We start from the raw sequence: 25,704 nt of genomic DNA on the forward strand, positions 1-25,704 counted from the left end.
CTCATGTCTGTATCCGACGATCGGACCGAGTCCGCGGGCACCGGCGCCAGTTACGCGGCCGCGGGTGTCGACATCGAAGCGGGCGACCGCGCCGTAGAGCTGATGAAGGAGTGGGTGAAGAAGACCCAGCGCCCCGAGACCACCGGCCTCGGCGGTCTCGGCGGCTTCGCCGGCCTCTTCGACGCCTCGGCCCTGAAGCGCTACGAGCGGCCGCTGCTCGCCTCCGCCACGGACGGCGTGGGCACCAAGGTCGACCTCGCCCGCCGCCTCGGCGTGTACGACACGATCGGCCGCGACCTGGTCGGCATGGTCGTGGACGACCTGGTGGTGTGCGGCGCGGAACCGCTGTTCATGACCGACTACATCTGCGTGGGCAAGGTCCACCCGGAGCGCGTCGCGGCCATCGTGAAGGGAATCGCCGAGGGCTGCGTACTCGCGGGCTGCGCCCTGGTCGGCGGCGAGACCGCGGAACACCCGGGCCTGCTCGGCCAGGACGAGTTCGACGTGGCCGGCGCCGGTACGGGCGTGGTGGAGGCCGACCGGCTGCTCGGCCCGGAGCGGGTCCGTGCGGGCGATGTCGTCGTGGCGATGGAGTCCTCGGGACTTCACTCGAACGGGTACTCGCTGGTGCGGCACGTCCTGCTCGACCGCGCGGGCATGTCCCTGGAGCAGGAGGTCGCCGACCTCGGCCGGACGCTCGGCGAGGAGCTCCTCGAGCCGACCCGGATCTATTCCCTCGACTGCCTGGCCCTGACCCGGACCACCGAGGTGCACGCCTTCAGCCACATCACCGGCGGCGGACTGGCCAACAACCTGGCCCGAGTGATCCCCGACGGCCTGCACGCAGGCGTCGACCGCTCCACCTGGACCCCGGGCCCGGTCTTCGACCTGGTCGGCAGGGCGGGCGACGTCGAGCGCGCGGAGCTGGAGAAGACGCTGAACATGGGCGTCGGCATGATGGCCGTGGTCCCCGCCGATTCCGTGGACGCGGCCCTCACCACGCTCGCCGACCGCGGCGTGGACGCCTGGGTGGCCGGTTCGATCACGGAGCGCGACGGGCAGCAGCCCGCGGCGGCACTGACCGGTGACTACGCCTGAAGCCGCCGCCGGACGCCGTCCCCACCGCGTGCGGGGGCAGCACAACACCCGGCCCGGCGCTTACGCCCCGGACCGGGTGCAGTGACACTATGACGCGCTTTTTGACGACGTGTGAACGAGGTCAAGCGCCGCGGCGCTGCGACGATGGACCGGACTCGTCGTCCTCGTCCTCGTCGTCCGCGTTGTACAGATCCGCGTACTGGGCGTACGGATCGTCCTCGACCTCGTCCTCGAGCGGCTCGCCGTTCGGCGGCTGGCTCGAAGTCGATGCGCCCAGCTCATTGGCCAGACGCGTAAGGTCAGTACCGCCGCTGCTGTACTTCAGCTGGCGGGCGACCTTCGTCTGCTTGGCCTTTGCCCGGCCGCGCCCCATGGCTCGACCCCCTTGGATATGGGGCTCGACGGCCCCAGAGTCTTGACACGCGTTCATGATTCAGGACGGACTCTCCACAGAGAGACCGGTCCGTAGGTCTTCAACGGTACCTTCTCCGACGGCCATACGGTACGCCGCCCACAGCACACGCCTCGTCCCTCGACCCGCGAGAAGGCTTGTTCGCGCTGGTCAACTGCGATTTTAACCTCTTCTGCGAGGACGACCCGCCGACGAGGGTGAGGCTTGTCTCTCAGTACGCTCCGTGCACGCCGTGCGATCGGCTCCCGAGCAGGCGAGACGACTCCGCACCCGGCCACGATCGGCGGCCGGGTGCGGAAGGGGCGTACGGGCGGCTCAGCGGCGCCGGGCCTCCGCGATGCGCTGCTCGGCGATCCGGTCGGCCGCCGCGGCCGGCGGGATGCCGTCACTCTTTGCGCGAGCGAATATGGCAAGAGTGGTGTCGTAGATCTTCGCGGCCTTGGTCTTGCAGCGGTCGAAGTCGAAGCCGTGCAGCTCGTCGGCGACCTGGATCACGCCGCCGGCGTTCACCACGTAGTCCGGGGCGTAGAGGATCCCGCGGTCGGCGAGGTCCTTCTCCACACCCGGGTGCTCGAGCTGGTTGTTGGCCGCGCCGCAGACCACCTCGGCGGTGAGCACGGGGACGGTGTCGTCGTTCAGTGCGCCGCCGAGCGCGCAGGGGGCGTACACGTCGAGGCCCTCGGTGCGGATCAGCTCGGCGGTGTCGGCGACGGCGCGCACTCCCGGGTGCCTGTCGGTGATCCGGCGTACGGACTCGGCGCGGACGTCGGTGACGACGACCTCGGCCCCGTCCTCGAGCAGATGCTCCACGAGGTGGTGGCCGACCTTTCCGACGCCGGCGACACCGACGGTGCGGCCGCGCAGCGACGCCTCGCCCCACAGATGCCGGGCCGAGGCGCGCATGCCCTGGTAGACGCCGAAGGCGGTGAGGACGGAGGAGTCGCCGGCGCCGCCGTTCTCGGGCGAGCGGCCGGTGGTCCAGCGGCACTCGCGGGCGACCACGTCCATGTCGGAGACATAGGTGCCGACGTCGCAGGCGGTGACGTAGCGGCCACCGAGCGAGGCGACGAACCGGCCGTAGGCGAGCAGCAGTTCCTCGGTCTTGATCTGCTCGGGGTCACCGATGATCACGGCCTTGCCGCCGCCGTGGTCGAGCCCGGCCATGGCGTTCTTGTACGACATCCCGCGCGACAGGTTGAGGGCGTCGGCGACGGCCTCTTCCTCGCTCGCGTACGGATAGAAGCGTGTGCCGCCGAGGGCGGGGCCCAGGGAGGTCGAGTGGAGGGCGATGACGGCCTTCAGGCCGCTGGCCCGGTCCTGGCAGAGGACGACTTGCTCGTGGCCACCCTGGTCCGAGTGGAACAGGGTGTGCAGTACCTGAGCAGGTGCGCCGGTCATTTCGGTCACGGTGGTGACTCCCATGTGTGTAGCACCGGATGGATCAGTTCTCGCGGTCCGCCCGCTTGTGGCCGGCGGGACCGGAGGGCTGTGAGCAAGAGACTAAGCCTCGATCGCCCGCCCGGTGCCCCGCATGAGCCGATCACCTTCTACCACCCCGGCCCCGTGACACGATGCGAGGTGTTTTCCCGTCGCGCGACGGGGGAGGGAGACGGCGTGCCCAAGGTGTCATCGGTGTGTGTGCCGTACGCGAGCTACCTGCGCGTGTACGAGCCTCTGGCCGCCTTTCCTGAGCCCGAGCGCAGTCACTGGGCGCGGTACGCGGAGCGCGACGACCATCCCTCGTACCAGGACGAACTGCGGCGCTCACTGGGCGACTTGCTGCCCACTCCGCCGATCCCGGTACCGGTGCACGAGAGCGCGGACGCATTCGTGGCACGGCCGGACGGCGTGGTCTGCATCTGTCCGTGGCGCACCCGGCTGCGCGGCTGGCAGGCGCTCGGCGAGGTCGGTGACGAGCTGCCGGCCCCGGTCCTGGACGCCGTACTGCCGCCGGTGGTGCGCCGGCAGGCGGCGGCCGACTACGAGCGGTGGCGCGAGCGGAATCCGGACGCACGGCCGTGGATTCGTACCTGCACCTGGCAGGTCCCGGTGAACTGGTTCGTGCTGGTGGACGACGTCGAGCGCAGGTTCGTACCCGCGGACGAGGTCGAACCGGGCGTGCCCGCGATGCTCCGCTACCGCACGCCGATGGTGGAGGCCCGCCGCCGAGTGGCCCGCGCGCTCAAGACCCTGCGGGACGCGATCGAGGAGGGGCCGCTGATCGACGGCCTGGTGGATGTGGGCCGCTGGCTCGAGGAGTTCCACCCGCGTTCGCTGGTGGAGCTGGACTACGGCGGCCTGGTGCACACGCTGTCGGACGAACTGCTCGACGCCGACCACTCGGCGGCGGACATCGCCGAGGGCATCGAGGCGCTGCGCAACGGCGACGGCGACGGGGCCGGTGCGGCGTACGCGCGGTTCGTGGAGCGCTGGCGTTCGGTGCGTTACCGCCAGTTCGCAAACTGACCAAAACGGTACATGTGGTCAACTTCACGGCTTTTGCCGCTTCGTGTCAGCGCCTATGGTGGTGGGCCGTGAGGACGTAGGTCCCGATCCGGGCGTTTGCCGCAAGCACGCCTCAAGGTGATGGACCGCACTTACAGCGCCCTTGCCCTCTTCCCCTACCCTCGTGCCAAAATAGGACAAGGGGTCCGGGGAGGACTCCTTCCGCCCAACTATGGGCGGAGTACTCGGTATTGCACTCTATGGGGGGCCTGATGACTCATGGTCACCCTGTGACTGATCGTCACAGTGGCGTGACTGTCCGCTATGGGACGGTCCATCGGCATCCGTCGTTGATGGACGCCTCAGAGGGCAATTCCATCGGTTTGGCCGACGCGGCTGGACGGATGGTGTAGTTGTAGTGCCGAGGACAAGCCGTTCGTCCTATAACCGACTCGACTCGCGTCCGCCATTTCGGGCAACGCGGGTCAAGGTGCAGAATTTAGAGGAAAGAACCGGACTGGGATTCGGTTCTCCCGAGGAGGCCGCTCATGACCGCTCGTACCCCTGATACCGAGCCGCTGCTGACCCCCGCTGAGGTCGCCACGATGTTCCGCGTCGACCCCAAGACGGTCACGCGCTGGGCGAAGGCCGGCAAGCTCACGTCCATCCGGACCCTGGGTGGACATCGTCGTTACCGCGAGACCGAGGTCCGCGCACTGCTCGCGGGTATTCCGCAGCAGCGCAGCGAGGCCTGAACAGGCACGTAGCAGAGCAAGACCGGGCAATCCGGGTCCCCCAACTCGGTACCTGCCCACCACGGCTCCATACGACGGGTGGCCTGCCCCAACAGGCTCCGCGCCCGCATCTCTTGGGTACGTCGTCGATCGCGCTGGACTCCGCCGGGTCCAGCGCGATCTTTTTTGTGCGCCGGCGGTGCGGGCGGAGTCAGGGTGAGGGCTCCCGGAGTCCGGGTGTGTGCCTCTCGGTGGGCTCCGGTGGGGGGCCCTGTTGGAGTCTGGCGGGCCCTGTGGGCTACCCGTGGGTCACCTCTCGATGGAGGTGCAATTGCACGTATTAAATTGACTAGTTGTAGGGAGGGCGTAAGTGCGGGGGTTTCTCAGACTTGTTCGGTGACACCCGTCACACGGCGGGGTGCTTGTTGCCCCTGGCGCCCCTGCGCTAATGGGGATCCGGCCCCGGCGGTGCGGCTGGAGTCCGTTGTTCACTGTCCAGAGTCGCACTCGTCGGGGGCGCATGGGCGCGGCTTTCGTCACGTCCCTGCAGGACTTTCGTCCCGTGCGGGGTCCTCGCCGGCGAGAGCGGGCTGTCCGGGCTCCATGGCCAGTCTCAGGAGCCGGTGGCAGATGGGGCAGTGCCGGGTCAGATGCCGGTACCCCGTGGCCGCTGCGAGATGGGCACGCAGTAGTGCCCGGGTCTCATGTCGCGCGGACGCCGTCATGCGCACCTCCCGGCGAATGGGCGGACTCACTCCCTGAGTTCTGAGTACCGGGGGGAGGGGGAGGCGTCAAGACGGCCGGGCATGCGGACGGGCCGCCTCCGCCGGGGATGGCGGCCGTGCCGCGGTCCTGACGGGATTTCGCGGCTGTCGCACGGGCGCCGCTTCGAGGGGTGAGGCTTCGAGCGGCGAGGGGTATGAGGAAGGGCCGCCATCCGCTGGGATGACGGCCCTTCCAACAACTGCGGTCCTGACGGGATTTGAACCCGCGGCCTCCACCTTGACAGGGTGGCGAGCACTCCAAACTGCTCCACAGGACCTTGTTCGCGGCACCGAATGCTGCGCTGTGCTGCGAGAGGAGACTTTACACGCGGGCGGGGCGCTGGTCGAACTCGCTCTGCGTACGGGGTTCGTCACTGGGAACCAGGGGGCGGGAGCCGACTCCTGCGGCGGTGCGGCCGCGGTCCCGATGCCTTACGGCGCGGCCGCGTCCACGGCCTTCATGATCCGTTTGTCGGAGACCGGGTAGGCCGTACCGAGGGCGTGGGCGAAGTAGCTGACCCGCAGCTCCTCGAGCATCCAGCGGATGTCGAGGACCTGCTGGGGGACCGGGCGCCCCTGCGGCAGCTGCTCGAGCAGCCAGGCGTACTCGTCCTGCATCTCGTGGACCTTCGCCATGCGGCTGGTGTCCCGCTGGGCGTTGGACGGCATCTGCTGCAGACGGCGGTCCGCGGCCACCAGGTAGCGCATCAGATCCGGGAGGCGGGCGAGGCCTGTGCGGGTCACGAAGCCCGGCCCGACGAGGTCCGCCAACTGGTCGCGTACGTCGGTGAGATTCGCGAGCAGGACCGGGCTCTTCGTCGACTTCAGGCGGCGCTCGCAGGCCTGCCAGGCGGACAGGACCTCCTTGACGCGGTCCACCGCACGGACGGTCACGTCGACGAGGTCGGCGCGGACCTTCTCGTAGAGCTTGCGGTACGACTCCTCGTCCCAGGCCGGGCCGCCGTGGTCGGCGATCAGTTTGTCGGCGGCCGCGGTGGCGCAGTCCTCGACGAGGGCCTGGACAGAGCCGTGCGGGTTGGCCGAGAGGGTCAGCTTCGCCGCGTTGGAGAGCTTGGACGAGGCGAACTTGGCGGGGCTGACCGGGATGTTGAGCAGGATCAGCTTCCGCGTGCCCTGCCACATCGCCTGCCGCTGCTCGGCCTCGGAGTCGAAGAGGCTGACCGAGACGGTGTCGCCCGCGTCGACCAGGGCCGGGAACGCCTTGACCGGCTGGCCGGCGCGTTTCGTCTCGAAGACCTTGCTGAGGGTGCCGAGCGTCCAGTCGGTCAGGCCGGTGCGTTCGATCGACTCGCCGCCGGAGCGCTCGGCCGTCGCCGCGGCCGCCTTCGAGATCGCCTGCCGTGCCTTCGGCCGCAGACGCAGGCGCAGTGCCTCGAGGTCCTTGTCCTCGGCCACTTTGCGGCGCCGCTCGTCGACGATCCGGAAGGTGATCTTCAAGTGGTCGGGTACGCGGGACAGGTCGAAGTCCTCCGCGTCGACCCGCACTCCGACCATCTGCTGCAGCACGCGGGCAAGCGTCGTCGGCAGCGGCTCCTGCAGCGGAACGGCGCGGTCGAGGAACGCCCGCGCATGGTTCGGGGCCGGCACGTAGTGGCGGCGGATCGGCTTGGGCAGCGAGCGGATCAGCTCCGTCACCACCTGCTCGCGCAGGCCCGGAATCTGCCAGTCGAAGCCCTCGTCGGTGACCTGGTTGAGGACCTGCAGCGGGATGTGGACGGTCACGCCGTCCGCATCCGCACCCGGCTCGAACTGGTACGTCACACGGAACTTGAGGCCGCCCTGGCGCCACGTGTCCGGATAGTCGTCCTTGGTGACGGCCTCGGCCGACTCCCGGATCAGCATCGAGCGCTCGAAGTCGAGCAGCTCCGGCTCCTCGCGCTGCTGCTTCTTCCACCAGGAGTCGAAGTGCGCGCCGGAGACCACATCGGCCGGCAGCCGCTCGTCGTAGAAGTCGAAGAGCGTCTCGTCGTCGACCAGGATGTCGCGGCGTCTGGCCCGGTGCTCCAGCTCCTCGACCTCGGTCAGGAGCCGGCGGTTGGCGGCGAAGAACTTGTGGTGGGTGCGCCAGTCGCCCTCCACCAGGGCGTTGCGGATGAAGAGGTCGCGGCTGACCTCCGCGTCGATCCGGCCGTAGTTGACCTTGCGCGAGGCCACGATCGGGACGCCGTACAGCGTCACCTTCTCGTACGCCATGACCGCGGCCATGTCCTTCTCCCAGTGCGGCTCGGAGTAGGTGCGCTTGGTCAGGTGCTCGGCGAGCGGCTCGATCCACTCCGGCTCGATCTTCGCGTTGACCCGCGCCCACAGGCGCGAGGTCTCCACCAGCTCGGCGGACATGATGAACCGCGGCGGCTTCTTGAAGAGCGCCGAACCCGGGAAGACGGCGAACTTGGCGCCCCGGGCGCCCAGATACTCGTTCCGCCCGCCGGAGCCCTTGCCGTCGCGGGCGGTGTCCTTGCCGCTCTCCTTGCCGGTGGTCTTCACGTCCTTCATGCCGACGTGCGACAGCAGACCCGCGAGGAGCGAGACGTGGATCTGCTGGTCCGGCGCTGCGGTGTCGTCGTTGTTCAGCGAGACGCCCATCTGCTTTGCCACGGTGCGCAGTTGGGTGTAGATGTCCTGCCATTCGCGGATGCGCAGGAAGTTCAGGTACTCCTGCTTGCACATCCGGCGGAACGACGAGGAGCCGCGCTCCTTCTGCTGCTCGCGCACGTACCGCCAGAGGTTCAGATACGCCAGGAAGTCGCTGGACTCGTCCTTGAAGCGAGCGTGCTGTTGGTCGGCCTGGGTCTGCTTCTCGGCCGGCCGCTCACGCGGGTCCTGGATGGAAAGGGCCGCGGCGATCACCATGACCTCGCGCACACAGCCGTTCTTGTCGGCCTCCACGACCATGCGTGCCAGGCGCGGGTCGACGGGGAGCTGGGCGAGCTGGCGGCCCATCGGGGTGAGGCGCTTGCGTACGTCCTTCTCGCTGGGGTCCAACGCCCCTAGTTCCTGCAGGAGTTGGACACCGTCGCGGATGTTGCGGTGGTCCGGCGGGTCGATGAAGGGGAACTTCTCGATGTCACCGAGGCCGGCGGCGGTCATCTGCAGGATGACGCTCGCCAGGTTCGTACGGAGGATCTCCGCGTCCGTGTACTCGGGCCGGGCCTCGAAGTCGTCCTCGCTGTAGAGCCGGATGCAGATGCCGTCCGACGTACGGCCGCAACGGCCCTTGCGCTGGTTGGCGCTGGCCTGGCTGATCGCCTCGATGGGCAGGCGCTGGACCTTGGTGCGGTGGCTGTAGCGGGAGATGCGGGCGGTGCCCGGATCGATCACGTACTTGATGCCGGGGACGGTCAGGGACGTCTCGGCCACGTTCGTCGCGAGGACGATACGGCGGGTCGTCCCTGCGCCGGGGCGCTGGAAGACGCGGTGCTGCTCGGCGTGGGAGAGGCGGGCGTAGAGAGGGAGCACTTCGGTGAACTTGAGGTTCCTCTTGTTGAGCGCGTCCGCCGTGTCGCGGATCTCGCGCTCGCCGGAGAGGAAGACCAGGATGTCGCCCTTGCCCTCGCCCTGCAGCTCCTCGACGGCCTCCGTGATCGCGGTGATCTGGTCGCGGTCGGCGTCCTCGGAGTCCTCCTCGAGGAGCGGCCGGTAGCGCACCTCGACCGGATACGTACGGCCGCTGACCTCGACGATCGGGGCGTCGCCGAAGTGCCGGGAGAAGCGCTCCGGGTCGATCGTCGCCGAGGTGATGACGACCTTCAGATCCGGGCGCTTGGGCAGTAGTTGGGCGAGGTAGCCGAGCAGGAAGTCGATGTTCAGGGACCGCTCGTGGGCCTCGTCGATGATGATCGTGTCGTAGGCGCGCAGCTCGCGGTCCGTCTGGATCTCGGCGAGCAGGATGCCGTCCGTCATCAGCTTCACGTACGTCTTGCCGCTGACCTGGTCGGTGAAGCGGACCTTCCAGCCGACCGTCTCGCCGAGCGGCGTGCCCAGCTCCTCCGCGACGCGCTCCGCGACCGTGCGGGCGGCGATACGGCGGGGCTGGGTGTGGCCGATCATGCCGCGTGCGCCGCGGCCGAGTTCCATACAGATCTTGGGAATCTGCGTGGTCTTTCCGGAGCCGGTCTCGCCCGCGACGATCACCACCTGGTGGTCGCGGATCGCCTCGAGGATCTCGTCCCGCTTCTGGCTGACCGGCAGTTGCTCCGGGTACGTCACCTCGGGCATGGCAGCGCGCCGCTCGGCCACCCGGGCGGCGGACTTCCCGGCCTCGGCGGCGATCTCCTCGAGCACGGCCTCGCGCGCCTCCGGCTTGCGGATACGGCGGGAGCCCTCGAGGCGGCGGCCGAGGCGGTGTGCGTCGCGAAGCGAGGCGTCGTCGAGGAGTCGGGCGACGTCGGCATAGGAAGTAGACATACGGGGTCCAGGATCTCACTGCCGACGAAGGGGTGGCGAACGGTTTTGGCGAGAGCGGGGCCGGTACCCGCCCTGGCGGCCGGGACCGGCCCGGACGGGCGGTCGTGGACCGGGGGTGGGGTGTGGTCGGTGGCGCGATGCGGTGGTGCAGTATGTGGGGCATGTCCCGAGTCCACGCCACCCGCGCCGACCGAGCGGTGATCACGCTGCTCGGTGTGCTGTTCGTGGCGTTGGCGGCGGGGCTCTTCTGCGGTCCCGCCGGTGCGGCGGAGGCTCGGTCCGGCGTGCAGGTGTCGGACGAGTGGAGGCCCGGCGCCGCACCTACGTCGAGGGGCCCGACAGGTCCCGCGCAGCGCGCCGACGCGGCCGCTCAGGTGGCCGGCCCCGCCGTGATCGACGACGGCGTCGGCTGTGGCAAGAGCAAGCGCCACGACCGCGACGCCCAGCAGAACAACCCCTCGCGCAGCAACCCGGCGGCCGAACTCCTCGCCGCGTTCGCCCACGCCCACGCGGCGACCGACCTCTGCGCCCCGGCGGCCCACGCGCCCGCCCCGGCCAAGGACCGTGCCCCACCCCCGCTCGAACCGCCGACTCCGGTCTCCCTCTCCGTCCTGCGCGTCTAGGCCTGCCCGTACCTCGACAGGCCACTCAGACGTACGGACAGGAGAGACCTCCCGTGACCGACCACCGAACGCCCCCAGCCCGGGCGCGCAGCAGCATGCCCGCGCTCGCCCGCGCCGCCCGCCGCGACCTGCGCCTCGCCCTGCGCGCCCCGGCCGCCTGGCCGTCCGCCCGCTGGGGCGCGGCACTCGGCGCCGCACTGCTCTGCGCGCTGGTCGTGGGGCTGCCCACGGCGCTGATCCCCAGCCCGGTCTTCGGCCGGAGCGTCCCGCCGGAGTGGTGGAACCTGCCGGTCCTCGTCGCCACCTCCGTACTGGCGGGCCTGCTGTTCGCGACCTACGTACGGACCGGTGCCGACCGCGACCGCGCGCCTCGCCGGGAACGTGCCTCGCGTCTGGGCACCGCGGGCGCCGTCCTCTCCTTCCTCGCGGTCGGCTGCCCCGTGTGCAACAAGCTCGTGCTGCTCGCGCTCGGCACCTCCGGTGCCCTGACGATCTGGGCACCGCTGCAGCCGGCGCTCGCCGTCGTCTCGCTCGCGCTGCTCGCCGTGGCCGCCGTACGACGGCTGGCCGGCGAGGTCGCCTGCCCGGCGCCGCCCACGGCCGCGACCGCCGCCTGAGCCGTCAGCGACCGGCCTGCCCCCCCCTCAGACTCCCTCCGCCTTTCCAGGAGAACGGAACACCGATGTCCGCCAACCCTGCCAAGAAGCCTGCCTCCAAGGCCTCGGCGTCCTCGAAGCCCCGCCCCTCCGCGAAGCCCCGCCCCTCCGCCGCCGCGCAACGGGCCACGTCCCGCACCAAGGGCGCGGTGTTCGCGGCCGGCACGGTCGTCGCCGCCGTGCTGCTCGGCACGCTCTCGTACACCGCGACCCGCCCCGACAGCTCCCCGGAGGTGACCTCAGGGGAACCCGCCGCCGACGTCTCCACCGATCCGGCGGGCGGCGTCCACCCCGAGCTGGAGCAGCTCGCCCGCCGTGACGCCGACGACAAACTCGCGGTGGGCCGCGCGGACGCCCCCGTGGTCCTCGTCGAGTACGCGGACTTCAAGTGCGGCTTCTGCGGCAAGTTCGCCCGCGACACCGAACCCGCCCTGATCGAGAAGTACGTGGACGACGGCACCCTGCGCATCGAGTGGCGCAACTTCCCGATCTTCGGCAAGGACTCCCAGACCGCCGCGCGGGCCGCGTGGGCGGCCGGGCAGCAGGACCGGTTCTGGGAGTTCCACGGGGCCGCGTACGCGAAGGGGGTCAAGGAGAAGGGCTTCTCGAAGGACCGCGTGACCGCCCTCGCCCGCGAGGCCGGGGTGAAGGACCTCGGGCTCTTCGCGCGCGATCTCGACAGTGCGGCCTCCGAGCGGGCCGTCGCGAAGGACAGCGACGAGGCGTACGGCCTCGGAGCCACCTCCACGCCGTCCTTCCTGATCAACGGCCGTCCGCTGGCCGGCGCGCAGCCCGAGGAGGCCTTCACCGCCGCCATCGAGGACGCGAAGACCCGGGCGAAAGCGAAGGCGAAGGCGAAGACGAAGACGAAGGAGTCCGAGGGTGCCCGGAAGGGCGCCGACGAGCACGACTCCGACGGGAAGACCACCCCCGCCCCGTCCACCACCGGCGGCGCCCCGTGACCGACATCGGCTACCTGGCCGCCTTCCTCGGTGGCCTGCTCGCCCTGCTCAGCCCGTGCAGCGCCCTCCTGCTGCCTGCCTTCTTCGCCTACTCCATCGACAGCTCGTCCCGGCTGCTGGCCCGTACCGGCATCTTCTACCTGGGCCTGGCCACCACCCTCGTGCCGCTGGGTGCGGCCGGCAGTTACGCGGGCCGGTTCTTCTACGGCAACCGGGATCTGCTCGTCCTCGCCGGCGGCTGGCTGATCGTCGCGCTCGGCGTGCTGCAGATTCTCGGCGGCGGCTTCGCCTCCCGGCGGATGGCCGAACTCTCCGGCCGTATCCGCCCGACCACCGCCCTGTCGGTGTACGCACTCGGTGCGGTGTACGGCCTGGCCGGTTTCTGCGCGGGCCCGATCCTCGGCAGCGTGCTCACCGTCGCCGCGGTCAGCGGCTCGCCCGCCTACGGTGGGGCGCTGCTGGCGGTCTACGCCCTCGGCATGGCCGTCCCGCTGTTCCTGCTCGCCGCCCTGTGGGAACGCTTCGACCTGGGCCGACGCCGCTGGCTGCGCGGCCGCAGCCTCCACGTAGGCCGCCTCGAACTGCACACCACGAGCCTGCTCTCCGGCCTGTTCTTCATCGCCCTCGGCGCGCTCTTCCTGGCGTACGACGGGACGACGGCACTGCCCGGACTGCTCGACGTGGACGACTCCTTCGCGGTGGAGCAGTGGGCGCGGGAAGTGGGGGACAGGGTGCCGGACGGCGTCCTCGTCGCGCTGATCGTCCTCGCGGTGGGTGCCGCCTTCGCCTGGCGCCACCTCCGCGGCCGGCCTTCCGACGAGTCCGCGGCCGAACCGGAACAGCCGGCCGAACCGGAACAGCCGGCCGTACCGGACCGGTCGGACGCCCCGGAACGCGCCTCCACCCCCGAGCCGTCCCGGGCCGAGGACTGAACAGCGGCGGCCGAGTGCCCACGACCGGCCCGGTCGGCACTCGGCCGCCGCAGGTCAGTCCTGGCTGGGGCGCACGGCGTCCACGCACCCGGGATGTCCGCACCCGCCCGGTGCTCTAACTTTCAGATATGTCCCATACGCCCGAAGAGTCCCCCGCGTCCCGGGCCGCGCACTGGGCCGCGTTCAAGAGGTCGCCGTTCCTGCCCGCGACCGTCCTCGTGCTCATCCTCGCCGCGGCCGCGGCGCTCTTCGCCGCCGCGTACACGTACGCCATGGCGAATCCCACCCCGCACAACATCCCGACCGCCGTCACCGGCCAGTACGAGCAGCCACGGGGCAAGGAGTTCCTCACCGGGATGGAGAAGGCACTCGACGCGGAGCTCGACCTGCGCCCGTACGGCTCACGGGCCGAGGCGCGCGAAGCGATCGACGAACAGCGGGTCTACGCCGTACTCGACGTCGCCGGCGACGGCCGCCGCGTGCACCTCGAAGTGTCCAGTGCCTCCGGGTTCTCGGTGGCCGAGGTGTTCACCCAGGCGGCCTCCCCGGTGAGCCGGGCCACCGGCATCCCGGTCACCGTCGAGGACCTTCGCCCGCTGCAGAGCGGCGACCCCCGCGGCCTGACCATCTTCTACATCTCGCTCGCCGCGGTGATCATCGGCTTCGTCGGCGCGATCCAGCTCAGCGTGCACGCCCGCGGCCTCAACCCGGCCGAACGCATCGCCTGCACCGCCGCGTACGCCCTGCTCGGCGGGTTCGCGGTGGCCGCCGTCGTGGACTGGGGGCTCGGCGCCGTGGACCTGCCGTTCGTCGAGTCCTGGCTCATCCTCGCGCTGACGATGTTCGCCTGCGGGATGGTCTTCACGATGTTCAACACCTTCTTCCACCGCTGGTCGATGATCCCGACCTGGGGCCTGCTCGTCCTCCTCGGCAACCCCGCCTCCGGCGGAGCGGTCGCACCCCCGCTGCTGCCCACGGTCATCGGCCGCCTCGGCCAGTGGCTCCCGCCCGGCGCTTCGGTCAACGCCCAGCACACGGCGGTCTACTTCCAGGGCCACCAGCACGCGTTCCCGTTCCTGGTCCTCGGGGGCTGGTCCGTACTCGCCGGCGGCCTCTTCTGGTTCTGGCGCCACCGCCACCCGGGCGGCCGCGAACCGGCGGACGCCCCCGCGGCACCTGCGTGACCCTCCCCCTTCAGGGCCCTAAGCCCCGGCCGTCACGCCCGCGATGATGAGGTCGATCCCGGCGAGGAACTGCGTGCGGTCGTCGTGCTCGAGACCCTGGTCCGCGACCGCTCGAGTGAACGGGTGGTCGTCGGGGCTGAGTTGCTTCCACGCACCCGCCACGGTGTCCAGGTATGCGGTGCGGTCGGCCTCCGGATCGAGGGCACGGGCGCGGGCGGCGTTCGCGGCGTTCTGTCCGGCGGCGCCGAGGATGTAGTGCATCAGGGCGGATGTCGCGGTGAACCAGCTGCTCGCGGGTGCGCCGAGCGCGGACACCTGTCGGCCGGTGGCCTCGAAGATGCGGGTCGTCACCGGGCCGGTGGGGTGGTGGGAGAGCTGGGTGGTGAGTTGGCCGATGAGCCACGGGTGCTCCTCGATCGCATCGAAGAGGCCGAGGGCGACATCGTGTATGCCGTCCGGCGATCCGTCCGGGCCCTCGGTGAGCGCGCGGCTGACGACGCGGTCCGTGGCCGCGGCCAGGAGCTCGCTCTTGCCGGCCACGTGCCAGTAGATCGCGCCGGGGCCGGTGGCCAGACGTTCACTGAGCGCTCGGAAGGTCAGTCCGCTCTCGCCCGCCGTGTCCAGCAGGCCGACAGCGGTGTCCACGATCCGCTCACGGGAGAGGGGTTCGGTGCGTCGCTCCGGCTTCTTGCGCGGGTGAGGTGTCACGCCGCCATTTTGACATGGCTGGAACGTCGTTCCACACTCTCTCTGGAACGACATTCCAGCGGCGGATCCCGGACTTGTGCCGGACGCCCGGCCGCGGCACGGAAGGAGAGGGACATGGCACTGCAGGACCAGCCCGCATACGTGATCAGGATGCGTGCCAAGCCCGGACTCGGCGACAAGCTGTTCGCGCTGGCCACCGAGGGGATGGAGAAGTCGGGATCGTCCGACCGGTTCATCATCGCCCGCGAGGACGCCGACCCCGACGTGCTGTGGAACATGGAGGTGTTCCGCAGCCACGAGGCCAAGGACGCCTACGAGAACAGCCCGCTCGCCGACGAGTTGCGCGACGAGATCATCGGCCTCCTCGCCGAGCCGCCGACGCGGATCGAGGTCCACCCGTACGCGGCCCTGCCCGCCGGTCCGGACTGAACGCGACGAGGTGCCCGCCGCACGCCCGACGCGGCGAGCGGTGGAAGGCTCGGGGGCGCGTCTCTCCCGCGCCGCAGGGGAGTTGGCGTGACGGGTCGGCGTGGAGCGGCATGAAAACACCCCCTCCGGAAGCTTCCGGAGGGGGTGATTGCCCTGTTGGGCGAGAGTGGCTGGGGCCGGGATCGAACCGGCGACCTATCGCTTTTCAGGCGATCGCTCGTACCAACTGAGCTACCCAGCCACGCAGTTCACCGAGGTGAAATGCAAGCGGTCCTGACGGGATTTGAACCCGCGGCCTCCACCTTGACAGGGTGGCGAGCACTCCAAACTGCTCCACAGGACCAAGCTTTGTGCGGACCTAAGTCTCGCACAGGTTGCTGCGTGCCCCCAACGGGATTCGAACCCGTGCTACCGCCTTGAAAGGGCGGCGTCCTGGGCCACTAGACGATGAGGGCTAATTGGCCCGCCTGGGCGCTTCGCAGCGCGTCGGGGACGTGAGAAGCATATGGGATGCGGGGAGCGATCGCCAAAACGGTTTACGGGCGGCTCCGGGAGCGGGTTCACGGGGCACTCGGCGAGGGCGTCGCGCCGGGCTGGTTCTCCTTCGGCAGATGGCGGCTGACCTCCGCCGTCGTCAGGCCGAGGCCGCCGAGCCGGATCTCGTCCCACGCCTGCAGGAGCTTGCTGTCGCGGTCCAGGTAGAGGACGGACGCCTCCACCGGGTCGGGCTTGTCGTCCTCGACCGCACGCAGTCCGCTCCCGCCGGTGGAGCCCTCGATGCGCAGCCGGGTGCCGTTCTCCATGACCTCCATCTCCTGGTGGTGGACGTGGCCCGCCAGGACGAGCGGCACGGCGCCGTCGGTCTCGCGGGCGGCCACCGGATTGTGGGCGATGGCGACGTCCACGGGCGTGCCCGCCGCGTCCTGCTGCCACAGGGCCGAGGCCAGCCTGCTGCCGGCCAGCTCCTCGGCCGGATCGCCCTCCGCCTCCACGGAGCGGTCGGGGGTGTACTGCGGGTCGCCGATGCCGGCGAAGCGGAGTCCGGCCACGGTCACGGCCTTGCCGTCGTCCAGTACATGCACGTTGTCCAGGCCCTCGAGATAGCGCTGGGTGAGTTCCGAGTCGTGGTTGCCGCGCACCCAGACGTAGGGGGCGCCGAGGTCCTCGACCGGGTCGAGGAACGCGTTCTCGGCGGCCGTGCCGTGGTCCATGGTGTCGCCGGAGTCGACGATGACGTCGATGTCGTACTGCTCCACCAGGGACTGGACGATGTGCCAGCTCGCCGGGTTGAGATGGATGTCGGAGACGTGCAGGACGCGGACCGTGGTGGGGTCGGGGGCGTACGCGGGGAGCGTGGAGGTGGCGTCGTAGAGCTTGGTCACATTGGTGACGAGGCGCGCCAACTCCTTCTGGTAGACGTCGAATTCACTGACGATGCTGCGGGCGCTGCCGACCACCGAAGGGGCGCTGCTGAGCAGGCCGGAGAACTTCGGTTCGAGCACGGACTTCGGGTTCCAGGTGGCGAAGGCGGCGACGCCGGAGGCGGTGAGCAGGGTCAGGGCGAGGCCGCCGGCGGCGAGGGCGCGGCGCGGTCTGCGGTAGACCGCGAGGCCGAGTGCGGTGGCGCCGGAGACGACGGCGACGCAGGAGCGCAGGGCGACGTCGACGGTGCCGCTGCGGACGTCCGCGGCGACCTCGTCCTGGAGTCCCGAGATCCGTTCCGGATGGTCGACGAGGGCGCGGGCGCGCTCCGGGTCGAGGCGGTCGACGTCGACGTCGAGGCGTACGGGGGCGAGGTGCGACTGCAGTTCCAGGGCGCCGAGCGGCGAGACGTTGATCTTGGTGCCGCCGGTGGCGGACGGGCGGACCGTCATGCGGGTGTCCATCGGGCCGACCGGGGCGCGCACGCTGCCCACGATGAGCAGCCCGAGCCAGGCACCGATCAGCACCACCGCGACCAGGCCGAACGCCCTCGACCAGGGATGGGCCGGGTGCACGAGCGCGACGACGGTGTGCGGATGCCGGGAGCGGTAGCCGCGCAGGACCGCTCCCGGGCCGCCCTTGGTGCGGCGCAGGAGGGCCTTGGCGAGGTGGACGACGTGCTTCGGGGTGGCGGCACTGTCGCGGGCCATTGGTCCGGTATGCCCGTGCGCGGGGGCGGCTATGCGGTGCGGTGGCGGACAATGGCGGTGTGCTGGAGATGACGCGTACCGAGTTCGAGGAACTGGTCGGCGAGGCCCTGGACAGGATCCCTCCGGAGCTGACGCGGCTGATGGACAACGTCGCCGTGTTCGTCGAGGACGAGCCGCCGGCGGACGATCCGGAGCTGCTCGGGCTCTACGAAGGGACCCCGCTGACCGAGCGGGGCGAGTGGTACGCGGGTGTGCTGCCCGACCGGATCTCGGTCTACATGGGGCCGACGCTGCGCATGTGCGAGGCCCGCGAGGACGTGGTCGCCGAGACGGAGATCACCGTGGTGCACGAGATCGCGCACCACTTCGGCATCGACGACGAACGGCTGCACGCGCTCGGGTACGGCTGAGGCACGCGACGGCGCGGATGCCCGCGAGCCGGGGAACGGCAGGCGTTCCCGGTACGGCTGACCCCGGATCGCGGGGCGGCCGCGGCGCGTGTCCTCTTGTGGGCGGCGGGAGTTGGGCAGGGGGACCCAGTTCTTCCGCTCCGGAGGTGTCCCCGTCGTGCGCCAGCCGTACGTACCCGCCCGCAGTTACGTACCCGTGCGCCTGGCCGCCGCCGTACTCGCACTCACCGCCAGTGCCGGATGCATGAGCGTGGGCGACGACTCCGGTGATCCCGCGCCGAAACGGTCCTCCGTCCAGCAGGGCGACGACACCGGTCCGGACGGCGGGAAGGTGGCGACCGGAGGCGGTTCGGGAGCCGCCGGGGGCGCGCGGCCCGGCGCGGCCGAAGGCCGCGGAGGCGGTGGCCCCCGAGGCGCCGACGGCGATGACCGGGACTCCGGCGGCAGCACGGGATCCGGCAAGGGCGGCAAGAAGTCCGGCCCGGATGACGACGCCCCCGCAGCGCACCCCGGCCCCCGACGGCCGGACGAACCGAACCGCCCGCGGCCCGAACCCACCCGCACGCCGCCCCCCGACCGCCCCGACCCACCCGCGCCGGAACCGAGTGATCCGCCGGCCGAGAGTCCGAGCCCCGAGCCGGACCCGCCGGGACCGTCGTCCTCGGCGCCGCGGCCGCAGCTGGGGCGCGGTGCGGACTCCGGGAGGGCCGCCGGAGCGCCCCGGATCGAGCCGTCTCCGGAGGCCGGAAAGCCTGCCTGAGCAGGGCCTTTGGGTGTGGTTTGCCTTTAGGCCCGGGGGGTGCGTACAGTGGTAGATCGTTTGATCCCATTTGCCCGGCAGCTCAGGTTCGACGCCATCCTGGCGCAGAACCACGTATGAGTGCCGCGTGGCGCGTACTCTCCCTTGCCGTGGCTGGACCGCATTGAGGCGGTCGACTTGCGAACTTCACGGAGTTATGGGCGCGTGCCGAGACTCCGGAAGGTTTCGCATTTCGCATGTCCACTTTCAGTACTGATCACGCCGTCCTGCCCGAGAACGACGAGGCCGCAGTGGCCGTCGTCGACGCCGAGCAGCAGGCTCCCGAGACCCCCCAGGCCCCCGAGAACACCTTCGCCGACCTGGGTCTGCCCGAGAGCATCGTGCGCAAGCTCGCCCAGAACGGCGTGACCACGCCCTTCCCGATCCAGGCCGCGACCATCCCGGACGCCCTGGCCGGCAAGGACATCCTCGGCCGCGGCCGTACCGGCTCCGGCAAGACGCTCTCGTTCGGACTGCCGCTGCTCGCCACCCTGACCGGCGGCCGCACCGAGAAGAAGAAGCCTCGCGGCGTCATCCTGACCCCGACCCGTGAGCTGGCGATGCAGGTCGCCGACGCGCTGCAGCCCTACGGCGACGTCATGGGCCTGAAGATGAAGGTCGTCTGCGGCGGCACCTCGATGGGCAACCAGATCTACGCTCTCGAGCGCGGCGTCGACATCCTCGTCGCCACTCCGGGCCGTCTGCGCGACATCATCAACCGCGGCGCCTGCTCGCTCGAGAACGTGCAGATCGCCGTGCTCGACGAGGCCGACCAGATGTCCGACCTGGGCTTCCTGCCCGAGGTCACCGAACTGCTCGACCAGGTCCCCACGGGCGGCCAGCGGATGCTGTTCTCCGCCACGATGGAGAACGAGATCTCCACGCTGGTCAAGCGCTACCTGAACAACCCGGTCACCCACGAGGTGGACGCCGCTCAGGGCGCCGTGACGACCATGTCGCACCACATCCTCATCGTGAAGCCGCGCGACAAGGCTCCGGTCACCGCCGCGATCGCCGCCCGCAAGGGCCGCACGATCATCTTCGTCCGCACCCAGCTGGGCTGCGACCGCATCGCGGAGCAGCTGCGCGAGTCGGGCGTGAAGGCGGACGCGCTGCACGGCGGTATGACGCAGGGCGCGCGCACCCGCACGCTCGCGGACTTCAAGGACGGTTACGTCAACGCGCTCGTCGCGACCGACGTCGCCGCCCGCGGTATCCACGTGGACGGCATCGACCTGGTGCTGAACGTGGACCCGGCCGGCGACCACAAGGACTACCTGCACCGCTCCGGCCGTACCGCTCGCGCGGGCCGTTCCGGCACCGTCGTGTCGCTGTCCCTGCCGCACCAGCGCCGGCAGATCTTCCGGCTGATGGAGGACGCGGGCGTCGACGCCTCGCGCCACATCGTCGGCGGCGCCGGCACCTTCGAGCCCGAGGTCGCCGAGATCACCGGTGCCCGGTCGCTGACCGAGGTGCAGGCCGACTCCGCGGACAACTCGGCGCGACAGGCCGAGCGCGACGTGTCCGACCTCACCAAGCAGCTGGAGCGGGCGCAGCGGCGCGCGACCGAGCTGCGCGAGGAGGCCGACCGGCTGACCGCGCGTGCCGCGCGGGAGCGGGGCGACGACCCCGAGGAGGCCGTGGCCGCGGTGGCCGCCGCCGCCGAGTCCGCCCAGGCCGAGGTCGTGCAGGCCGAAGCCCTGGCCGAGCAGCCGCGCGAGGAGCGTCGCGAGCGGCGTGACGACCGGGGCAACTTCGACCGCCGGGACGACCGTTCCTTCAAGCGTGACGACCGCGGTGGTGACCGTGGTGGTTTCAACCGTGACCGTCGGGACGACCGTGGTGGCCGTTCTTTCGAGCGTCGTGACAACGACCGTCCGTTCAAGCGTGATGACCGCGGTGGTGACCGTGGCGGGTTCCGTCGTGACGACCGTGGCGACCGCGGTGGTGACCGTGGTGGTTTCAACCGTGACCGTCGGGACGACCGTGGTGGCCGTTCTTTCGAGCGTCGTGACAACGACCGTCCGTTCAACCGCGACGACCGCGGTGGTGACCGTGGCGGGTTCCGTCGTGACGACCGTGGCGACCGCGGTGGTGACCGTGGTGGTTTCAACCGTGACCGTCGGGACGACCGTGGTGGCCGTTCTTTCGAGCGTCGTGACAACGACCGTCCCTTCAACCGGGACCGCCGTGACGACCGTCCGAGCGGCCACCGCGGCGCCGGTGACCGTCCGTTCAACCGTCGCGACGACCGTCCGAGCGGCCACCGCGGCGCCGGTGACCGTCCGTTCAACCGCCGTGACGACCGTCCGAGCGGCCACCGCGGCCAGAGCAGCAGCTCCTTCGGCCGTCGTGACGACAAGCCGCGCTGGAAGCGCAACGGCTGACCCCCGCCGGCCACTCGACCGGTGAACCCGCCCCGGACGTACGGGACAGGGTGACGAAACGTACGAAGGCGGGCCCACCACACCGGTGGGCCCGCCTCGTCCGTACTCCGACGGGGCCACGGGGCGGATACCCGATCGGCGGCGCGTGTCCGTCCGGCTATGCTCGGGGGTGCGTTCACGAGGGCCGTTAGCTCAATTGGCAGAGCAGTGGACTTTTAATCCATTGGTTGTGGGTTCGAGTCCCACACGGCCTACCGCGTCCGGGTCCGGGGAAATCCCGTCCGACCTGCTGGGCAGCGCCCGATCTCCACTTCGGTGGGGTCGGGCGCTGCTTCGTTCCGCAGCCCTTGCGTGAGCGGACGGTACGTCAGCGCGGCTGGGGGGAGCGGATTCTCGGTGGACGGCGGGAGCGGGTGCCGGAGCGGTCCGGTACCGGCGCTCGCGGCGTTGCCCGGAAGCCGTTCGGCGGGCCCGCTCCGGGCGATCCGATGGTGACCGAACCGCGCCCTCGGCCGACTGTGCGCTGCGGTTAGCATCGCCCGGTGGGTGCGATGATCCGGGGAGCCAGCCTGCGCGGGTTCGCGCGCCTGGTCGAGGAGCTCGGCGGTGACCCCGGGGAATTCACCCGGCGGTTCGCGATCCCTCCTGAGGCGCTCACCTCCGAGGAGGGGCTCGTCCCGATCACCCGGCACGACCTGATGCTCGACGCGGTCGCACGTGACCTCCGGTGCCCCGACTTCGGCCTCCGCCTCGCCTGCGCCCAGGACCTCAGCATTCTCGGCCGCCTGGCGTTGGCCATCCAGGCCTCCTCCACGGTGACGGAGGCGCTGGACTGCGCGACGCGCTTCATGTTCGTCCACAGTCCGGCGCTCAGTATCGGTGTGGAGCCGGATCCGCGCGGCCGCCGTGAGGTGGTCGCGCTCACGTACCGGAAGGACCTGCGCGAGTCGCCGTACTCCCCGCAGGCCATGGAGCTCGGGGTCGGCCTCTTCCACCGTGCGGCGCTGGCCCTGGCCGGGAGTCTGGCCGGACTGCGGTCGGTCGAGCTGCCGCACCACCCGCTCTCGCCGGTGTCCCGGTACACCGAATTCTTCGGCGCGGATGTGAAGTTCGGCTGCCCGAGCGCCGCGCTGCGGGTGGAACGGCGGCTGCTCGACCGGGAGTTCCACGGCGCGGACGCGGCGATCCGCCGGTTCGCCGTGGAGTACCTGTCCGGCCATCACACCGACCCGGAGCAGCTGGTGTCCACTCAGGTGCGGCGGGCGCTGGCCGCAAGCGTCGGCAGCACGGCGGTGGCGATCGGCCAGGTCGCACGGCTCCTCGGCATGCATCCCCGCACGCTGCAGCGGCGGCTCGCCGCGGAGTCGACCGGCTTCGAGGAGATCCTCGACGGCGTACGACGGGAGCTCGCCCTGCGCTACCTCACCACCACCGAACTCCCTCTCGGGCAGGTGGCCGCGATGGCTGGTTTCGCCGACCAGTCCGGCCTCGGCCACGCCGTACGGCGGTGGGAGAACTCCACACCGAGCGAGGTTCGCCGCCGGTTGCGCGGCACTTGTTGAATTTGTCGCGCTGGAACAAACGCCGCCCGCCTCCCGGCGGCATGCTGCTGCCTCGACGACGAGTGCGACGAGTGCGACGAGAGCGAGGAGTGGCCCATGGCGTCAGCCGGAACCGACCACCTGAGCGGGATCGGCGCGCGGCCCATCCCCGAGTTCGACGGGGTCCACGAGGTGTGGCCGCGCGGCGAACGGCTGCGGAGCGTCCGCGAGGCCGCTGCCGCGTACAAGGAGCGCTTCAAGGCCGGGGGCCGGGTGCGTGCGGTGAAGTCGGTCGACATCGCCGCGGCACCGTACCCGGTGAAGTACGCCTTCCACGACGCCGTCAGCGTGCCCACGCTCCCGCTGATCTCCATGATCAACCGCATGATCGTCGTGCAGTACGACGACTTCGACGGGCGGGCGCGCACGCTGGTCTTCGAGCCGACCGTGCCGGACGGGTCCGCCGAGGCGCCGTTCTACCGCAACCTGCAGAAGCTGACGGCGAGGATCCCCGGAGGCAAGCTGGTCGAGCGGACGATCGTGCAGTACTACGCGGAACCCGGCGACGTCCTGCGCCGGCTCGGGCTCACCGCGGACGACATCGACTTCTGCACCTTCGACCACCTCCATGTGCAGGACCCGCGGATGATCCTGGGCTCCAGCGAGGTCATCGACGGCGAACGGGCGCCCCGTGAGCCGCTGTTCGGCGAGGCACGGATGCTCGTGCACGAGCGCGAGTTGGCGACGCTGCAGTCCCTGCATCCGATGCAGTGGGCGTGGTACGTCGACGGCGGCCTCGGCGGCGTGGACCCGGACAAGTTCGTCACCTTCGACCGGGACATCGAGCTCGGCCCCGGCGTCGCGCTGCTGTGGACGCCCGGACACACCGACGGCAACCACTCGCTGGCACTCAACACCCCCGACGGCGTGTGGGTGTCGTCGGAGAACGGCATCGCACTGGACAACTGGCAGCCGGAACTGTCCAAGATCCCCGGCGTGCGGCGCTACCACCGGTCCTTCGGCCGCGAGATCTGCCCCAACGCCAACACCCTCGAGGACTCCCTGGACCAGTACGACTCGATGGTCAAGGAGAAGACCCTCGCCGACGGGTCCAGGAAGGACCCGCGCTGGCTGCAGATCCTGCCCTCGACCGAACTGGCCCCGTGGAAACGCTTCTGGCCGGTCGTACCCACCTACGCCCACGGCGGGATCGCCTACGGCGAGATCGAGGGCAGCCGAGGATGAGCCGCTCACCTGCCGGCGCGGTCGTCACGGGCGCGGGCCGCGGCCTCGGCCGGCTCATCGCCGCGGCCCTCGTCGAGCGCGGCCACCGGGTACTGGTCACCGACGTCGACGGGGACGCGGCACGCACCACGGCGGTCGAACTCGGTCCCGACGTCCTGTGGGCGGCCGTCGACGTACGCGACGAAGCCCAGGTCACCGCGGCGCGCGACCGCATCGTGGCGGAGGCGGGCCGCCTCGACGTGTGGGTGAACAACGCCGGAGTGCTGGTGACCGGCCCCGCATGGGAGCAACCGGCCGCCGTCCGCCGCCTGATGATGGAGGTCAACGCGCTCGGCACGGTCAACGGCACTGTCGCCGCGATCGAGGCCATGCGGGACACGGGCGGGCACATCGTCAACGTCGTATCCCTTGCCGGACTGACCGCCGTGCCCGGCGAGGCGGTGTACGCCGCGTCCAAGCACGCCGCGATCGGCTTCAGTCGGAGCACGCTCGCCGACCTGCGCCTCGCCGGGATCAAGGGGATCGACATCTCCTGCATCTGCCCGGACGGCATCTGGACCCCGATGCTTCACGACCGACTCGACGATCCCACCTCGGCGTTGTCCTTCTCCGGCAAGCTCCTGATGCCCGCGGAAGTCGTCGTCGCGGTACGCAAGGTGCTGGACCGTCCGCGGCCGGTCACCACGCTTCCCGGCCGGCGGGGGCTGCAGGTACGCGTGGCGGACGCCTTCCCCTCCTTCGGCCTGCGCGTGATCCCGCTGGCGGTCGCACAGGGGCGGCGCGTACAGCGGAGGATGCTGGCCAAGCGGCGTTCGGCGCGGGGGACTTCGGCTTCCTGAACGCCTGCGCGATGCGTGGCCCGAGGTGGCGGCGCCGACGATTGCCGCTACTACGGGGAGCGGGCGCCGGCTGCCGCGGGCCCGCGTGCCGGTCGACGAGGTTCACGCCTCGCGCCGCCGCCCCTACGCCGCCACCGCGGCTGCCCGCCGAACGGCGCTGCCTTGATGCCCGGGCGGTCCTGGGCGCAGAAGTACGAGCACGGGTAGCGGGCCCTCTCGGGGACTCTTCCGGGACGGGTCCGTCTCCCGCACGATCGCCCCCGGGGTCCGGCCGCGTACCGGGACGATCGGTCCGGACGCTCCCTCTTGCGTGGCGCGAGGCGAGCGGGCGTCAGCCGTGCAGGCCCGCCTCCTGGGCGAGTACCGCCGCCTGGACGCGGTTGGTGCAGTCGGTGCGGGTGAGGATGCTGCTGATGTGGGCCTTGACCGTGCCGGCGCTCAGGTGGAGCCGGGCGGCGATCTCGGCGTTGGAGAGGCCGGTGCCGAGGAGGCGCAGGACGTCGCGTTCGGCCGGTGTCAGGTCGGCGATGCGGCGGGAGGCCGCATCGCTGCCGTGGCCCGAACGGGCCCGGAACTCGACGAGTTGGCGGGTGACCTGAGGGGCGAGGACGATCTCGCCGGCGGCGGCGCGGCGTACGGCGGCGATGAGGTCGCGGGGGCCGGTGTCCTTGAGGAGGTAGCCGTGGGCTCCGGCCCGCAGGGCGCGTGTGACGCTCGGCTCCTCGCCGAAGGCGGTCAGCATCACGACCCGGGTGTCCGGCGCGTGGCGGAGGATCTCGGCGGCCGCGCTGACGCCGTCGCCCGGCATCCGGATGTCGAGAAGTGCCACGTCCACGCGATGGGCGCGGCAGGCTTCGACGGCCGCAGGAGCGTCCTCGGCCTCGGCCACGACACGGACCTCGTCGTCGTTCTCCAGGATCAGCCGGATCCCGGTGCGCATCAGCGCCTCGTCGTCGGCGATCAGCACTCGGATCATCGG

General features: G+C 70.8%; 22 protein-coding genes and 5 tRNA genes. 16 read left to right on the forward strand and 11 right to left on the reverse strand.

What is annotated here, in order from left to right:
• The first annotated feature begins 3 nt into the window (after positions 1-3).
• Entirely contained in the window at positions 4-1,098 is a 1,095-nt protein-coding gene (gene purM / locus DSC45_RS27505) for a phosphoribosylformylglycinamidine cyclo-ligase (protein ID WP_119294656.1), read from the forward strand.
• 121 nt (positions 1,099-1,219) lie between these two features.
• Here the strand turns inward: purM and DSC45_RS27510 are convergent, their stop codons facing one another.
• Both DSC45_RS27510 and DSC45_RS27515 read right to left on the reverse strand, forming a co-directional pair.
• Positions 1,220-1,471 (reverse strand): DUF3073 domain-containing protein, encoded by a 252-nt coding sequence (locus DSC45_RS27510; protein ID WP_119294657.1) that lies wholly within the window; start codon positions 1,469-1,471, stop codon positions 1,220-1,222.
• A 354-nt stretch (positions 1,472-1,825) separates the two neighbouring features.
• Complete coding sequence (locus tag DSC45_RS27515) at positions 1,826-2,917, reverse strand: Leu/Phe/Val dehydrogenase (RefSeq protein WP_119294708.1); 1,092 nt, start codon at positions 2,915-2,917, stop codon at positions 1,826-1,828.
• A gap of 207 nt (positions 2,918-3,124) precedes the next feature.
• On the opposite strand from DSC45_RS27515, the gene DSC45_RS27520 reads away from it, so the two are divergent.
• Both DSC45_RS27520 and bldC read left to right on the forward strand, forming a co-directional pair.
• On the forward strand, positions 3,125-3,976 hold the full coding sequence (locus tag DSC45_RS27520) for a DUF8083 family protein (protein ID WP_119294658.1): 852 nt from the start codon (positions 3,125-3,127) through the stop codon (positions 3,974-3,976).
• A 527-nt stretch (positions 3,977-4,503) separates the two neighbouring features.
• Positions 4,504-4,710 (forward strand): developmental transcriptional regulator BldC, encoded by a 207-nt coding sequence (bldC, locus tag DSC45_RS27525; RefSeq protein WP_119294659.1) that lies wholly within the window; start codon positions 4,504-4,506, stop codon positions 4,708-4,710.
• A 515-nt stretch (positions 4,711-5,225) separates the two neighbouring features.
• Here the strand turns inward: bldC and DSC45_RS36620 are convergent.
• From DSC45_RS36620 to hrpA, 3 genes are all read right to left on the reverse strand, one after another.
• Positions 5,226-5,414: a DUF6274 family protein gene (locus tag DSC45_RS36620; protein WP_119294660.1), complete on the reverse strand. Its 189-nt coding sequence runs from the start codon at positions 5,412-5,414 to the stop codon at positions 5,226-5,228.
• A gap of 242 nt (positions 5,415-5,656) precedes the next feature.
• Positions 5,657-5,731: transfer RNA gene (locus DSC45_RS27535), tRNA-Asp, on the reverse strand.
• A 154-nt stretch (positions 5,732-5,885) separates the two neighbouring features.
• Positions 5,886-9,878, reverse strand: a complete 3,993-nt coding sequence (gene hrpA, locus DSC45_RS27540) for an ATP-dependent RNA helicase HrpA (RefSeq protein ID WP_119294661.1) — start codon at positions 9,876-9,878, stop codon at positions 5,886-5,888.
• Between the two features lie 161 nt (positions 9,879-10,039).
• Between hrpA and DSC45_RS27545 the strand changes: the two genes are divergently transcribed.
• From DSC45_RS27545 to DSC45_RS27565, 5 genes are all read left to right on the forward strand, one after another.
• Positions 10,040-10,501: a hypothetical protein gene (locus tag DSC45_RS27545; protein WP_162929364.1), complete on the forward strand. Its 462-nt coding sequence runs from the start codon at positions 10,040-10,042 to the stop codon at positions 10,499-10,501.
• Positions 10,502-10,554: 53 nt separating this feature from the next.
• Positions 10,555-11,118, forward strand: a complete 564-nt coding sequence (locus tag DSC45_RS27550) for a hypothetical protein (RefSeq protein ID WP_240434874.1) — start codon at positions 10,555-10,557, stop codon at positions 11,116-11,118.
• A gap of 65 nt (positions 11,119-11,183) precedes the next feature.
• Entirely contained in the window at positions 11,184-12,119 is a 936-nt protein-coding gene (locus DSC45_RS27555; RefSeq protein ID WP_119294664.1) for a DsbA family protein, read from the forward strand.
• Entirely contained in the window at positions 12,116-13,051 is a 936-nt protein-coding gene (locus tag DSC45_RS27560; protein ID WP_119294665.1) for a cytochrome c biogenesis CcdA family protein, read from the forward strand. The genes DSC45_RS27555 and DSC45_RS27560 overlap by 4 nt, the downstream gene beginning before the upstream one ends.
• Before the next feature lie 128 nt (positions 13,052-13,179).
• Positions 13,180-14,235, forward strand: coding sequence for an ABC transporter permease (locus DSC45_RS27565; protein ID WP_119294666.1), 1,056 nt, complete (start codon positions 13,180-13,182; stop codon positions 14,233-14,235).
• Between the two features lie 18 nt (positions 14,236-14,253).
• On the opposite strand, the gene DSC45_RS27570 is transcribed toward DSC45_RS27565, so the two are convergent.
• On the reverse strand, positions 14,254-14,943 hold the full coding sequence (locus DSC45_RS27570; RefSeq protein ID WP_240434875.1) for a TetR/AcrR family transcriptional regulator: 690 nt from the start codon (positions 14,941-14,943) through the stop codon (positions 14,254-14,256).
• A 114-nt stretch (positions 14,944-15,057) separates the two neighbouring features.
• On the opposite strand from DSC45_RS27570, the gene DSC45_RS36140 reads away from it, so the two are divergent.
• Positions 15,058-15,372, forward strand: coding sequence for a putative quinol monooxygenase (locus DSC45_RS36140; RefSeq protein ID WP_205571443.1), 315 nt, complete (start codon positions 15,058-15,060; stop codon positions 15,370-15,372).
• A gap of 167 nt (positions 15,373-15,539) precedes the next feature.
• Here DSC45_RS36140 and DSC45_RS27580 read toward each other — a convergent pair.
• The 4 genes from DSC45_RS27580 to DSC45_RS27595 form a co-directional block, all read right to left on the reverse strand.
• A tRNA-Phe gene (locus tag DSC45_RS27580) sits at positions 15,540-15,613 on the reverse strand.
• 27 nt (positions 15,614-15,640) lie between these two features.
• Positions 15,641-15,715 (reverse strand) — tRNA-Asp (locus DSC45_RS27585).
• Positions 15,716-15,754: 39 nt separating this feature from the next.
• A tRNA-Glu gene (locus DSC45_RS27590) sits at positions 15,755-15,827 on the reverse strand.
• A gap of 105 nt (positions 15,828-15,932) precedes the next feature.
• Complete coding sequence (locus DSC45_RS27595) at positions 15,933-17,504, reverse strand: metallophosphoesterase family protein (protein WP_119294668.1); 1,572 nt, start codon at positions 17,502-17,504, stop codon at positions 15,933-15,935.
• A gap of 59 nt (positions 17,505-17,563) precedes the next feature.
• Between DSC45_RS27595 and DSC45_RS27600 the strand changes: the two genes are divergently transcribed.
• From DSC45_RS27600 to DSC45_RS27630, 7 genes are all read left to right on the forward strand, one after another.
• Positions 17,564-17,914 (forward strand): metallopeptidase family protein, encoded by a 351-nt coding sequence (locus DSC45_RS27600; RefSeq protein WP_205571444.1) that lies wholly within the window; start codon positions 17,564-17,566, stop codon positions 17,912-17,914.
• 157 nt (positions 17,915-18,071) lie between these two features.
• On the forward strand, positions 18,072-18,674 hold the full coding sequence (locus tag DSC45_RS27605) for a hypothetical protein (protein ID WP_119294669.1): 603 nt from the start codon (positions 18,072-18,074) through the stop codon (positions 18,672-18,674).
• A 236-nt stretch (positions 18,675-18,910) separates the two neighbouring features.
• On the forward strand, positions 18,911-21,100 hold the full coding sequence (locus DSC45_RS27610) for a DEAD/DEAH box helicase (RefSeq protein WP_119294670.1): 2,190 nt from the start codon (positions 18,911-18,913) through the stop codon (positions 21,098-21,100).
• A gap of 181 nt (positions 21,101-21,281) precedes the next feature.
• A tRNA-Lys gene (locus tag DSC45_RS27615) sits at positions 21,282-21,354 on the forward strand.
• Between the two features lie 297 nt (positions 21,355-21,651).
• The gene (locus tag DSC45_RS27620) at positions 21,652-22,662 is read left to right on the forward strand and encodes an AraC family transcriptional regulator (RefSeq protein ID WP_119294671.1); all 1,011 of its coding nucleotides are present in this window, start codon (positions 21,652-21,654) and stop codon (positions 22,660-22,662) included.
• A gap of 96 nt (positions 22,663-22,758) precedes the next feature.
• Positions 22,759-23,886 (forward strand): MBL fold metallo-hydrolase, encoded by a 1,128-nt coding sequence (locus DSC45_RS27625; protein ID WP_119294672.1) that lies wholly within the window; start codon positions 22,759-22,761, stop codon positions 23,884-23,886.
• Positions 23,883-24,725, forward strand: coding sequence for an SDR family oxidoreductase (locus DSC45_RS27630; protein ID WP_119294673.1), 843 nt, complete (start codon positions 23,883-23,885; stop codon positions 24,723-24,725). The genes DSC45_RS27625 and DSC45_RS27630 overlap by 4 nt, the downstream gene beginning before the upstream one ends.
• A gap of 331 nt (positions 24,726-25,056) precedes the next feature.
• On the opposite strand, the gene DSC45_RS27635 is transcribed toward DSC45_RS27630, so the two are convergent.
• Positions 25,057-25,701 carry a response regulator gene (locus DSC45_RS27635; protein ID WP_119294674.1) on the reverse strand — a complete coding sequence of 215 codons (645 nt, stop codon included), beginning with the start codon at positions 25,699-25,701 and terminating at the stop codon, positions 25,057-25,059.
• Positions 25,702-25,704: the final 3 nt, after the last annotated feature.

Origin of the sequence: Streptomyces sp. YIM 130001 (genome assembly GCF_003574445.1) — a bacterium.
Classification (GTDB): domain Bacteria; phylum Actinomycetota; class Actinomycetes; order Streptomycetales; family Streptomycetaceae; genus Streptomyces.

Coding starts and splice junctions, on each gene's coding strand:
- purM (WP_119294656.1), top strand. CDS start 4: ATGTCTGTATCCGACGATCGGACCGAGTCCGCGGGCACCGGCGCCAGT.
- DSC45_RS27510 (WP_119294657.1), bottom strand. CDS start 1,471: ATGGGGCGCGGCCGGGCAAAGGCCAAGCAGACGAAGGTCGCCCGCCAG.
- bldC (WP_119294659.1), top strand. CDS start 4,504: ATGACCGCTCGTACCCCTGATACCGAGCCGCTGCTGACCCCCGCTGAG.
- DSC45_RS36620 (WP_119294660.1), bottom strand. CDS start 5,414: ATGACGGCGTCCGCGCGACATGAGACCCGGGCACTACTGCGTGCCCAT.
- hrpA (WP_119294661.1), bottom strand. CDS start 9,878: ATGTCTACTTCCTATGCCGACGTCGCCCGACTCCTCGACGACGCCTCG.
- DSC45_RS27545 (WP_162929364.1), top strand. CDS start 10,040: ATGTCCCGAGTCCACGCCACCCGCGCCGACCGAGCGGTGATCACGCTG.
- DSC45_RS27555 (WP_119294664.1), top strand. CDS start 11,184: ATGTCCGCCAACCCTGCCAAGAAGCCTGCCTCCAAGGCCTCGGCGTCC.
- DSC45_RS27565 (WP_119294666.1), top strand. CDS start 13,180: ATGTCCCATACGCCCGAAGAGTCCCCCGCGTCCCGGGCCGCGCACTGG.
- DSC45_RS36140 (WP_205571443.1), top strand. CDS start 15,058: ATGGCACTGCAGGACCAGCCCGCATACGTGATCAGGATGCGTGCCAAG.
- DSC45_RS27595 (WP_119294668.1), bottom strand. CDS start 17,504: ATGGCCCGCGACAGTGCCGCCACCCCGAAGCACGTCGTCCACCTCGCC.
- DSC45_RS27610 (WP_119294670.1), top strand. CDS start 18,911: ATGTCCACTTTCAGTACTGATCACGCCGTCCTGCCCGAGAACGACGAG.
- DSC45_RS27620 (WP_119294671.1), top strand. CDS start 21,652: ATGATCCGGGGAGCCAGCCTGCGCGGGTTCGCGCGCCTGGTCGAGGAG.
- DSC45_RS27625 (WP_119294672.1), top strand. CDS start 22,759: ATGGCGTCAGCCGGAACCGACCACCTGAGCGGGATCGGCGCGCGGCCC.
- DSC45_RS27630 (WP_119294673.1), top strand. CDS start 23,883: ATGAGCCGCTCACCTGCCGGCGCGGTCGTCACGGGCGCGGGCCGCGGC.
- DSC45_RS27635 (WP_119294674.1), bottom strand. CDS start 25,701: ATGATCCGAGTGCTGATCGCCGACGACGAGGCGCTGATGCGCACCGGG.